Genomic DNA, 12,799 nt, shown 5'->3' on the forward strand with positions numbered 1-12,799 from the left:
CTTGTTCAAGGATGGTGCAGCCGTTTGTACATCCGGGAGGCATCTCCCTGATAGCACAACGACAAGCAGTGGCAAGCTGGATACATGATTTTAACATGAAGTTCTCATATCGTTAAAAATCAAAGTGTTTTAGTGTTATTTTAAAATGAATCGTGCATCCTTCTTCTATAAATGTACAATCTGATTTGTTAGGATATTACCAGGCAAAACAATGTAAGCGCATACAAGAGGAGGAATCTCTAGGATGAGTAAAAAGATCAGGAGAAAGGCACTCTCAGTTTCAATGGCTGGTGTGCTGCTGCTATCCGTTATTACCCCTATGCCATTCTCTAACCCGCTTCAAGCTGCTCCGGCTGCTGCCATGCAGGCTGCTATTGCTCCGGCACAGGTAACCGCCGATTGGTACAAGAGCTATCAGACGATGGATGGTGTAGGAGCCGCCTATGCGTATACGGATTCCGTCCATATGCTGCAGCTCGCTTCGGCCGGCCATCAGGATACGGTCCGGCATCTGCTGGATCTGACCTTCAGTGAACAGAAGGGTACAGGTCACGACATTGTCCGGGTGATCATCGGTGACAACGGCGGCCTGACGACTTCCGGGGCTACTGCGGCAAGCCCGGGGTTCAACCCGCTCACCAGTCTCCTGGCCGATGTGAATAATCCCGGCTTCGACATTGAGGGGAATGCCATTCCCATGCGTGGAACAGCAGGACAATACGGCTACAAGATCGAAGCGGAGAACCGCTATTATGACGGCAATACCGACAGCATCTGGCCGGTTGAACCGGAGCATGCTCCTGGAACGCTTGTACCTGTGCAAGACTTTGTATGGGATTATCCCTCCTGGAATCAGCCGATCGGCAATGACGACGGCGGCCCGACCAATCTCCTCAGTAAGCCCGGTGAACAGCCTGTAGTCATCAAGAATTCCCCGCGTACCCGCAAAGAGCTGTTCGATATCGATCAGGTCTGGACCATGCGCCAGGCACAGCAGTATGGCGTCAAGCAATTCTACGCCTGCACCTGGACCGTACCCTACTGGATGAGCCAGTCCAACACCAATTCTCCCAGCAAAATTGTCCGTGGCGACATCGCCACCATTGGCGGAAAACCGGTAAAAATATACTATCAGGCCTATGCAGATTATCTTGTCAATTATATCCGCGGCATGTGGGAGCAGTATGGGATTCCGGTTACCCACATCAATCCCTTCAACGAAGTCGATCTGGCGGGCGGCTCAGCTGCTTACGTTACGGAACTGATTAACGGTTACATCGGACCTGCTTTGAAAAAATCGATGCAGCCTGGCGGCGACCTCTATGATATTAAGAACCCGGAAGGCAAGCTCATTGACTTCATTCCCCAGCTTGCCGCAGTGGACGGCACCAATCTGGGCGCTTCCTTAAGCAGAGGCGGCGAGGTGTTCTCGCAGACGGACCCGGATAATGCGCTCGACAAGAATCCCTATCTCGATGTATTCACTACCCATCTCTACGGTACAGTTGGCATCGGTACGGATGAGACCAAGCTGTACCACACCGGGGATTTCTCCAAGAATCCTCTGGATTATACCAAGGATGGAAGCAAGTATCCCGAATATCTTACTAAGTATAAGCTCTGGCAGGCAGAATTCATGAACCAGGACACCGGTGACGGTTCGGCTGGAGCGTATACGCAGCGCTACGGTAATCAGAATATTAATGATGCCGTGCGCTGGTCTAATCTGATGACCAATATGTTCACCAGCAACCCGGGCTTCACCGGCTTTGTCTGGTGGAGCATGTGGGACAGCAACGGAGCAGACGGCTCTGACCTCATCCGCTTCGTGACGACCAATTCCCAGCAGGAGCCTGGACGGATCAGCACACTGACCGGTGAATACCGGTTGTTCAAGCGCTTTTACAGCTACGGGCATTTCTCCCGGTTCATGAATCCCGGCGATGTGCGCTTTGAGGTTACACGCGTACCGGCGCCTGATCTGAATGTGGTCGGCTTCAAGAATCCGGCTACGGGTGATTTCTCGATGACGGTATCCAATGCCAACAACGATGACAGCGTTCAGCCGCTGGAATTCAATTTGAAGGACTTCCCGGCAGGAACAGATAGTGTAACGGTGTTCCGCACCTCGGGAAGCGAGAACCAGAAGAAGCTGGGTACGATTCCTGTATCGGGCGGCAAGTTCGTCATTGATATTCCGCCCGCAAGCGTTGTGACGGTTGTTCCGTCCAAGGGAACCTTTGCCACCTATCAGGGGCTGGACGGGGAACGCGATATCTTCTCCACGCTGGAAGCAGAGGGGAATGACAACAGCGTGCCCGGCGATAGTGCAGGTAATGCGGGCCGTGCCAATGAGGCAGTGACGCTGGGGGCAGGCGGCTACCTCGCTTACAACAATGTGAATTTTGCAGACGGCTCGGCGAACGGCGGTGTGGTCCGCAGACACTTGCTGTATCTTACCGCCCAGACGAAGTCGGCGCAGGGAGGCAAGCTTGCTGCTTATGTGCTTCCGGTGGGAACCCCTGCCGGCAGCAGCGCCGATATCCTGTCCCAAGGTACGCGGGTCGCAGAGATTCCGGTACCGGCCAATGACAGCTACGGCAAATTCCAGGACATGGTCGATACAGGCGATCTTAGTGCTTACGGCCATAAGGATCTCTATATTGTGGCTGAGCCCAATGGAATTGAAGGTACCATTACCGTTGACCGCTTCCTGTTCGGAGCAGGCGATTCCGACTGGAGTACTGCCGCTAACAATTCTACAGTATCCATTCCGGGCAATCTGCTGCTCAACGGGGATTTTGATACGGCAACCGCTTCCAATACAGACAACTGGTCTGCCGGACGTTACAACAAGGGAACCTTTGAGCCTGCTGCCGCAGGACCTGTGTTAACGGCGGATACCATACAAAGCTATTCGGGTCTGTCACGTTACCTGAAGAACAGCTCGACCTCGAAGGTTGCCGGTTCCGGCAAGCTTGGTGGCCGCATCGACGCTGCGGAGCAGTATGATGGAATGTGGCAGGATGTTACCGGTAAGCTGAACAAGGGGGAGAGCTATAACTTCAAGGGATACTTCCTCTCGATGATGAGCCGCCCGGATAGCTATGATGTTGCTGCGGAGCATCCGGGTGATGTTGAAGCGGCTCTGGTGTATTACGACGGGAACGGGAATCAGCTCGGAATGACTCCGATCAATGGCCGCGATATGCCTGAACCGTACGCAGCCCGTGAAGCCGGTGATCCTGCATACTGGGCGGGCGGCAAATTCATCGGACGCATTCTTGAGGGCGGGCCGCTTAGCTTAAGCTCCTTCCAGCCCGTGGATGTGAAGGTGGCGGACTGGCATGAGACGCCTAATCAGCCATTCACGTATGAGGAACCCGCAGGCACAGCGAAGGTGGTCCTGGCGGTGTATGCGAAGGATGCGAACATCCTGTATGCTGATCAAATGTCGCTTACTCCTGAGGCGGTCGTGTCGCACAACCTCTTTATTGATGGCGTTCAGCCGTCTGATTTTGACGAAGCGAAGCATGAATATAAATATACAGTCACCGGGAACGCCATTCCGAAGGTTACAGCGGTAACCAGCGATCCGGCTGAGCTTGTGAGTATCTCGCAGGCGGACAGTGCGCAGGGCACGGCAGTGGTCCGGTTCGTCAAAGGAGAACAGATCAAGACTTATAAAATCTTCTTCAGTACGAACGAAGTCATTGATTTCGCGGCTGGCCTTCCGGCGGGCTGGGAAGTCATCAATCCGGCTGATCCGCAGACTGCCCTTGGCTATAGCGCGGAGGGTGCGGCCATTCAGACCTTGAAGAGCGATACGGACTATCCGGGCAGCCATAATATGCTGCAGCTTCCGGGCTCTGCTGAAGGCAACTGGACGCTGACAGCGAAGCTCACCGTTGACAAACCGCTGAATGATCCGTCCATGGGTGAGAATGCCCAGGTTGGACTTGGCATCAGCGCTACTGCAAGCGGAGAATTTTACAGAATCAATGCAAGGAAGGTCAGCAGCAATATCAAAGTCAATAATTCAGGCAAAATTGGCACCCAATCCTTCACCAACAATACGAACCAGACTAACCTGAGCGGTACTAATTATTTCTTGCGGATTGTAAAAGAAGGCAATGTGGTGCAAGGCTATTTCTCGACCAACAGCGGTTCTTCCTGGACCGCGATGGGCAATCCGTCCACCTATACTCCGGAATTCTTCAAGGCTGCCAAGGTGCAATTGTATGGAACCAATACGAGCGCTGTAACGGACTTCAAAGTCACCTTCTCGGGGGTTACCCTTGTGAAGACCCTGGGAGAGACGGGGGAAATTACTGCAGATCAACAGGCTGTAGAGGAAGCGGCGGCCTTGATTGGCAACCGGATTACCGTTCCTAATGCAGTGGAGGGTGAAGATAACACTAAGCTGATGGCCAAAGCACAGGCGATTCTGGATGGCAATGAAGCGCTGAAGCAACTGGGAGTTAAGACCGCTATTACTCTCCAGGGAGGCGGATTCACGCTGACTGTAACTAAGGGAAGTGTCAGTATAAAGGTCAGCCCGTTCACTGTTGCAGCGGGGATGAAGGCGGTAAGAGATTTCGAAGATGGGACCGTGCAAGGCTTCCAGCCGAAGGGAAGTGCTGGCGTGAAGCTGGAGGTCACCAAGGAAGCTAACCATACCACGGGCGGCGCTTATGCCCTGAAGGTCACAGGCAGAGCGGCTAACCCGGACGGACCTGCGGTCCAGGTCAAGGATACCGTCACCATCGGCAACGAGTACAAAGCGGCGGTATGGGTGAAGCTGATCAGCCCTGCAAGCGCACAGCTCAAGCTGACGGCACAGGTCAATGCACCTACGCCGTACTATGTCAGTCTGGCTACACAGACGGTCAGTGCAAGCGGAGACTGGGTGAAGCTGGAGGGAACCTACCGATATCTGCATGATGATGTCACTTTATATGTAGAGAGCCCTAATAGCACTACTGCATCTTACTATATCGATGATTTCAGCTTCACAGACACTGGTCTGGAGAGCATTCTTCCGCTCCAAGAAGTGTATAAGAACGACTTCCTGCTAGGCAATATACCCGGCACTAATGATCTTAATCCGGGCAACGGGCAGAATGCGTTCTTCAATTATCACTTCAATGCCGTGACCTTCGAGAACGAGATGAAGCCGGACGCGCTGCAGAAGACCAAAGGTAATTTTACCTTCAACAAATCAGACGATATGGTTGCCAAATCCCGGGCGATGGGGGCGGAGGTCCATGGGCATGTGCTGGTATGGCATAGCCAGACTCCGGCGTGGTTCACGCAGCAGGTGGATGCCTCAGGCAATGCCGTGAAGGATGGGACGGGGAATCCGGTCTATCTCAGCCGCAGTGAGGCTCTGGCAAATATGAAAACCCATATCCGTACGGTCATGGAGCATTACAAGGATTCGGTGATCTCCTGGGATGTGGTCAATGAGGCGATGCAGGATGGTCCTCCGGCCGTAACGGACTGGAAGGATGCGCTGCGTAAGTCACCTTGGTACTATTCTGTCGGCCCTGACTTTGTAGAGCAGGCATTCCTTGCCGCCAGGGAAGTGCTGGATGAGCATCCGTCGTGGAATATCAAGCTGTATTACAATGATTTCAACGATGATTTCCCGGAGAAGCGGGATGCCATCTATGACATGGTCAAAGAGATCAATGACCGTTATGCGCTGGCCCATCCCGGCAAGCTGCTGGTTGACGGCATCGGGATGCAATCCCACTACGACATGAGAACCAAGCCTGCCAATGTGGAAGCGGCGATTGAGAAATATGCTTCCCTGGGCGTGGAGCTCTCCATCAGCGAGCTGGATGTGCTGGCAGGCATGAATTATTCCCTCTCAGCAGAGTGGGCAGAGAAGCAGGCGAACCTGTATGCCCAATTGTTCCAGATCTACAAGAAGCATGCGGATGTAATCGCGCGTGTCACCCTTTGGGGATATGCAGACAGCGCGAGCTGGAGAGCAGGTCAGAATCCGTTGCCGTTCATCAGCTCGCTGGCACCGAAGCCGGCGTATTATGCCATCCTTGATCCTGAGAAGTATCTGGCCGGGCATCCGCTCTATGTGACTCCAGAGACTAAGAGCTCTACGGCGCTGTATGGTACCCCTGACATTGATGGAAGCATAGACGACCTCTGGGCGAATGCGCCGGAGATCCGGATTGACAATCATCTGATGGCGACAGCGGAGACCACAGGAACCGCCCGGACGCTGTGGGATGAAGAGAATCTCTATGTGCTGTTCCAGGTCAAAGATACGCAGTTAAGCAAAGCCAGCACGGATAAGACGAAGCAGGACTCCGTGGAAGCTTATGTGGACGAAGACCGTATCAACGCCTGGCCATACCGCGAGGATGACGGGCAATACCGGGTCAACTATGCCGGGGAGCAGTCCTTCAAGTTCCTCAGTAATTCGACACCGGCGGTCTCACCGGGATTTGAATCGGCGGCGGTAACCGAAGGAACGGCTTATACGGTGGAGATGAAGATTCCATTCCGCACACTGAGGCCGGAGAACGGGACACAGATCCGGTTCGATGCGCAGGTGAACAATGCAACCGGGTCCAATCTGATCGGTGTAGCCACCTGGAATGATCTGCTGGGCCGGGCTGCAAAATCAACAGAGGTGTTCGGCAACCTTACCCTCAGCGGCAAGGGAGACACAGCTCCGCCCGTGTGGGCTGAGGGAAGCAAGCTTGAAGCTGCCGATATTACGCGTACAGGGGTTACCTTATCGTGGCCGGCTGCAATGGATAATCTTGGTGTTACCGGCTATCGTATCTACAACGGGATCGATTCCGAGCCGGTGCTTGTAACCGGCATTGAGCCGGTGGAGACCGCAACCGGAGCCGTATATCGTTATGAGGTAGCTGGACTGCTGCCGAACACGTCATATACCTTCAAGGTAGAGGCAGGCGATGCTGCGGGGAACTGGAGTATGGACGGACCGTCCTTTAGGGTGAACACCCTTCCGGGTGAAGACATCACGCCGCCGGTCTGGGCGGAAGGAAGCACGCTTGCCGCTTCCGGTATCACGAGTAGCGGACTGACGCTGACCTGGTCGGCTACGGCCACAGATGACAGCGGCATCTACGGGTACCGGATTACGAATGGAACCGGAGATAAGCCGATTACGGTTACAGATGCTGTGTATACGGAGACCGTAACCGGCGCTGTATACAGTCATCAAGTAACGGGATTACAGCCGGGTATGCAGTATACGTTCAAAGTAGAAGCGGGAGACACGGGCGGCAATTGGAGCGAGGGTGGGCCTTCTGTGTCAGCGATGACACTGTCTGCTACCGACACCACACCTCCGGTCTGGATGGAGGGAAGCAAGCTTGAAGCCTCACGGATCACAGCATCCGGTCTGACACTAACCTGGACGCGGGCTGCTGACGATACGGGAGTGAACGGCTACAAAGTCTATAGGGGGGCAGAGGAAATCGCTGCGTTGTCTGGAACAGAGCTGCGGTACGAGGTAACCGGGCTTGCTGCGGGAACAGAGTATCATTTCTCGGTGCAGGCCGGGGATGAAGCCGGGAACTGGAGCAATAATGGTCCTGCCCTCTCTGTAACTACGCTGAAAGACAGTGGCGGTCCGTCTGAGCCGACGCCAACACCAACAACAAGACCAACACCTACGCCGACGCCAGTACCGACGTCAGTACCAACATCAACAGCTACGCCAACACCGACACCAACATCGACGCCGGGAGCAACAGGTACACCGGCTGCGTCACAGACACCAGCACCTACGCAGACACCAGTGCCAAGCAGCCCGTTCAAAGATGTAGGTGCCAAATACAGCTGGGCTTCGGAGGCGATAGACACACTGTACAGTCTGGGCATCATCCAAGGAACCTCCGCGGCCACCTTCAGCCCGGAGAAGAATATTACGAGAGCGGACTTTGTGCTGCTGGTAGTGAGAGCATTGGGTCTCGAAGCGGAATCCATTTCCGGTTTTGCAGACGTAAGCCAGGGAGCCTACTATTATGAAGCGCTCAGTATTGCGAAGCAGCTGGGGATTATCAATGGAACAGACGGCAGCAACTTCAATCCGAAGGGCGAAATCTCGCGGCAGGATATGATGGTGATTGCAGCCAGAGCCTTGAAGGTGGTGAACAAATTATCTGCCGGCGGCAGTGCCGGAGACCTGGTCGGCTACACAGATAGAATGAAGGTGGCGAAGTATGCCATTGATAGTGTAGCAGCACTGGTCCAAGAGGGAATTGTCCGGGGAGACGGGAAATCCCTTCATCCCACTGGAACAGCCACGCGGGCGGAAGCCGCCGTCATGATCTTCCGCATATTGCAGAAGTAACAATCCATAGTTAGATCCGTAGAAGCACAACCCTTATGGCAGTCAACGTCTACAGACATCGGAAGATGGGATGGACGTTGGCTGGCCGGAGGGTTTTTTGAGTAGTATGAAGGCTAACAAGAACGGAATTAGTTGGATAATGTACACTTGCTGATGAACCAATAGACTCTATTACAATAGCAGTTGGAAAAAATACACTTAATTTATCCCATTTCATCCAAAGTAGCGAAACTGGAAAAATTAGATGCTGTTTATCCACTTGCTTCCGGACATTTCACGGAAACCGGCGAATTAAGATACACTTTTCCATTTGTTTACTGCTTGAATTACTCAACTATTCATCCTCTCTAATACATAGCATCGGGCATCCCGCATCCCGCAACTCTGGGTCTTCCCGCCCAGACCTGCCGCTACGCGTTTACCTTGCTGTTATACCGGAAGTACTAATATTTCCTCTGCATCTTCTTTTTTACAAATAATTAGTTTATCATTGCTTCATTCCAAAGATTAGGAGGATTTACTATGCATGGAGTAATAAAACATATAAGCCGATTGTGTGCGGGGCTTATGCTGCTGGGTGCTGTATCATATGCGGGAGGGGAGCAGGTACTGGGTTCGCCTGTCCAGAGTGGACAGGTTATCGGGACAGGGGCAGCGGCTCTGGCTGCTGTGGACGTCAGTTCTTCCATTACAGTGCTGGGCAGCCCGTTCAAGAAAGCGGTTTATGCGCGTAATGTCTGGGACATGCAGCTTTTTGGCGGCAAAATCTATCTGGGCCACGGCAATAGCAGCAACAATGCGCCTTCGCCCAATGCGGGGCCGGTTCCAATCTATTACTGGGATCTTGCCCAGAATAAATTCTCTGTGCAGGATGTTACGTATACGAACCCGGCGACAGGCAAGGTGACCACCAATGTCTATGTCATGGATGAGCAGATCGACACTTTCAAGGTGCTGAATGGGGAGCTGTATATTCCCGGGCATGACTCCAGGGTACCAGGGTGGGCTTACGGGAATTTTTATCGCCTGAACGGGGATCACTGGGATCAATACATGAACATTCCCGGAGGCATCCATGTGTACGATATGGCCTACTACAAAGGCAAGCTTTACGCAGCACTCGGCGCTAACGAGGGGCCCTTGATTTACGTATCTTCTAACGGAGGCAGCACCTGGACCCGCTTCGGTACCGTCTCGCAGTACGGGATTATGCGTGCCTACAATCTGTTCGAGCTGGGTGACACACTGTTCGCTTCCTCAGCCACGGCAGGGAAGACCCAGGGGATTCCAAATGAAAAGGGGTATATGACCTCCATCAAGCAGAGCACAAGCGGGGGAATTCAGACGTCCAAGCTGACTTTTACCAGTACCCAGTTGTTCCCGGGTCTCAGCTTCGTTATCAAAGCGGGTGAAGTGAATGTTCCCGGTGTCAGCGGCCAGCCTTGGCTGAAGCTCCTGCGTACGACCCCGGTGAACGACCGGCTGCTCTATATTCCGGGTGTGATCTATAACGACCATCAATCGATTCCGCAAGGGCTGTACTCGGCAGCGGCCAACTTCCAGAATGTGCGCAAGGAGCTGTTGCCTGACTCTGCTGTAGTGCCTATGGATATTCTGGAGCGCGGGGAGACGGTATATGTGCTCGGTTATGTCAAGGAAGCCTCGGGACAATATACGAATTACGTCTACCGCAAAAGCACCTCCAGCTTCGCAGCCGGCGGGGAAGGCTGGAGCCAGGTCTTCCACTTCAGCCGGGATACGTTCGCCCGTTCCTTCGAGGAACAGGGTGGCGATTTCTATTTCGGACTGGGGAGCTATGCCGACGTCCTTCCGGCTTCCACCGGCACGATTCTGAAGCTGAGCGCCGGGTCTTATTAATGGCTACTCCCCAATAATCGCAATATCCGTGTTGATCCATTTGGCTGTGTCTACACTCTTGGCCTGTAGAAGCAGTGTGTTAATAATATCCTCGCCCCAGTTCTGCTCGTTCTGTGAGATTACGCGGGTAATCTGGCCGTTATCCAGCGCTTGCTGCAAGGCCGGGGTCAGGCCGAGGGCGAGGTTATAACGCTTCAGCCCCTTGGCCTTCCAGACCAGGACAGAGCTGGTGCTGGAGACGAAATCCAGATTAACCAGTGCGCTGAAATGGGGATGATCCGAGATCATCTGCTCCAGCTGCCCGGCAGCCCGCTCCTCACTGCCGTCATTGTGACGGATCTCCAGTACATCAATGTCCGTATGCTGAGTCAGGTAAGTCTCAAGTCCCAGCAGTCGTTCCCGGGTGCTCTGCATCCGGGACATTCCGGACTCCACCAGAATCATTCCTTTGCCGCTTAGCAGACGTTCCACCGTCTGTCCCATCACTGCGCCGGTTGCCCGGTTATCCGCCCCGATATAGGCTGCTCTCCGGCTGGCAGGCGAATCCGATTCGAAGCAGACCACAGGAATTCCTTGGGCGGCCGCTTTGTTAATCATAGCGGTGAGCGCCTGCGAATCCACCGGAGCAATCGCAATGCCGTCTACCCCCCGCTTAATCATCATCTCCATGATGCGGATCTGCTGCTCCAGATTGGCTTCATCGGGAGCTTGGACCAGCAGCTCTACATTATGCTTCCGGGCTACCGCTTCCGCTTTTCCGGTGATCATCTCGTAAGTGGCATTCACCATAGGGTAGATAATGCCGAAGGTCAGCGGAGGTTCTTCACCTGCACTTAACGGAGAATCTCCCGTTGTCTTCTCAGGAATATCCGCTGCTCCGGCTGCCTTAAGACAGCCGCCAAGCAGGAAGCCTGCCGTCAGCAGCAGGAGAACCACGGACCATCCCCTAAGCCTGTTTACGCTCACGCATGTCCCGCCCCTCTGCGGATCGTGTGCAGCTGCTCCCCGGTATTTCCCTGCCTGCGGAATTCCATGGGCGTCATCCCCGTTACTTTTTTGAACAGATTGGAGAAATAATGCTGATCATTGTAGCCGACCAGATAGGCGATTTCAAAGGTTTTGTGCCCCGTGGATTTCAGCAGCTCCTTGGCCCGGTCCATACGTGTAGCCGTCAGGAATTCCGTGATGGTCTGCCCGGTCGCCTGACTGAAGGTCTTGCTCAGATGGCTGGGACTGACCCTGACCACCTTGGAGATGTCATTCAGGGAGAGCTGCTCCTTGTCGTATTGCTCACGGATATACTGCTTCACCCGGTCGATCAGCTCACGGTGCTTGTCTGCTCCTTCGGACCGCCATTCCCACAGCCGCTCGTACAGCTGCTTGAGATACTGAAGGCCGTCATCACTACTGGAGATTTGCTTCAGCTCTGTCTGCAATTCCTGGAGTATGCCGGCGTGGCCTGCGGCTGCGCGGAACCCGTTCTTCGCCGTCTGCACCAGCTCCAGGGTGATATCGTTCATCAGGTAACAGGCATATCCTGAGTTCCAGTTCATCTGCTCAAGCTCCTTGGACAGCTCCAGCAGGAAGCCGGACATCTGCCTGTGGTCGCCTGACTTCAGGAACTGGACCAGCCGGCTTCTGTCGAGCAGAACCCCATGGGCGCTAGGGTCATAATACGCCTCAAGCATAGCGGCGGAATGCATTCTGGACATCTGCTTGAACATCCGGTCATTCTCAGCCTCCAGATAAGAGAGGTGAATGCCCTGAAGACGTTCGCAGACCTTGCCCCGGCTGACGGACAGCTCCAGCCCGCAGCCTTCCCTCAGCCGCTTCTTCGCAGCCGCACACAGGTCATCCAGAGTATGGTTCATCCGGAGCGGATCACTGCCTTTGTAGATCAGAACCATCTCCATGCGGCTGCGCTTGTAGATGAAGCTGTCGGCCGCTTCCTTGAGCAGGCCTGCTAACAGCGCCTCAGCATCCGGTGAAGCAGGGGGAAGCTCCGGGGACTCCTCCATATTGGGCGGATGCAGAGTAAATATAGCGGCGGCGTAGTAAGGAGCTGTTAACTGCAGCTCAAGCTGGGCCGCCGCTTCATAGGCGGCAGCGGTGCTGATCAGGCCTCCGCACAGATCGGCGAACAGATTCTCGGGGGTGTAGGCATATTTGTGCCTGATCCGTAATTCCTCATCAATCCGGGCGCTGACGCTGTGCAGAAGCTGCAGCAGGTCGGCTGCGCTGAACGGCTTCAGGCAGTAATCCTCGACCCCCAGGCGCAGCGCCTGCTGGGCATACTGGAAGTCATCATGGCCGCTGAGAATGATGATTTTGATCTGCGGGAATTTCTGGCGGACGACAGAGGTAAGCTCCAGGCCGTTCATGAACGGCATTTTGATATCGGTAATCAGAATGTCGGGCAGCTGCGCTTCAATAATAGGCAGCGCCAGCTCACCGTCGGGAGCGTCACCGCAATAGAGGAAGCCCTCCTTCTCCCAATCGATACATTCCCTTATATTCTCGCGGATCAGGATCTCGTCATCCACCAGCATAATCTTCTTCATC

Annotated in this window: 4 protein-coding genes; 2 read left to right on the plus strand and 2 right to left on the minus strand. The window is 54.2% G+C overall.

What is annotated here, in order from left to right:
- Nucleotides 1-244: 244 nt before the first annotated feature.
- Together MKY12_RS10625 and MKY12_RS10630 are read left to right on the plus strand one after the other, a co-directional pair.
- Nucleotides 245-8,359 (plus strand): endo-1,4-beta-xylanase, encoded by an 8,115-nt coding sequence (locus tag MKY12_RS10625; RefSeq protein ID WP_339313725.1) that lies wholly within the window; start codon nucleotides 245-247, stop codon nucleotides 8,357-8,359.
- 522 nt (nucleotides 8,360-8,881) lie between these two features.
- Nucleotides 8,882-10,237 (plus strand): hypothetical protein, encoded by a 1,356-nt coding sequence (locus tag MKY12_RS10630; RefSeq protein ID WP_339313726.1) that lies wholly within the window; start codon nucleotides 8,882-8,884, stop codon nucleotides 10,235-10,237.
- A gap of 3 nt (nucleotides 10,238-10,240) precedes the next feature.
- Here MKY12_RS10630 and MKY12_RS10635 read toward each other — a convergent pair whose 3' ends face one another.
- A complete protein-coding gene (locus MKY12_RS10635; protein WP_339313727.1) occupies nucleotides 10,241-11,203 on the minus strand; it encodes a substrate-binding domain-containing protein in 963 nt (320 codons plus the stop codon).
- Nucleotides 11,200-12,798 carry a response regulator gene (locus tag MKY12_RS10640; RefSeq protein WP_339313728.1) on the minus strand — a complete coding sequence of 533 codons (1,599 nt, stop codon included), beginning with the start codon at nucleotides 12,796-12,798 and terminating at the stop codon, nucleotides 11,200-11,202. The genes MKY12_RS10635 and MKY12_RS10640 overlap by 4 nt, the downstream gene beginning before the upstream one ends.
- Nucleotide 12,799 lies beyond the last annotated feature (1 nt).

Source organism: Paenibacillus sp. FSL M7-0896, assembly GCF_037975415.1.
GTDB classification, from domain to species: Bacteria; Bacillota; Bacilli; order Paenibacillales; family Paenibacillaceae; genus Paenibacillus_AQ; species Paenibacillus_AQ silagei.

Coding starts and splice junctions, on each gene's coding strand:
- MKY12_RS10625 (WP_339313725.1), top strand. CDS start 245: ATGAGTAAAAAGATCAGGAGAAAGGCACTCTCAGTTTCAATGGCTGGT.
- MKY12_RS10630 (WP_339313726.1), top strand. CDS start 8,882: ATGCATGGAGTAATAAAACATATAAGCCGATTGTGTGCGGGGCTTATG.
- MKY12_RS10640 (WP_339313728.1), bottom strand. CDS start 12,798: ATGAAGAAGATTATGCTGGTGGATGACGAGATCCTGATCCGCGAGAAT.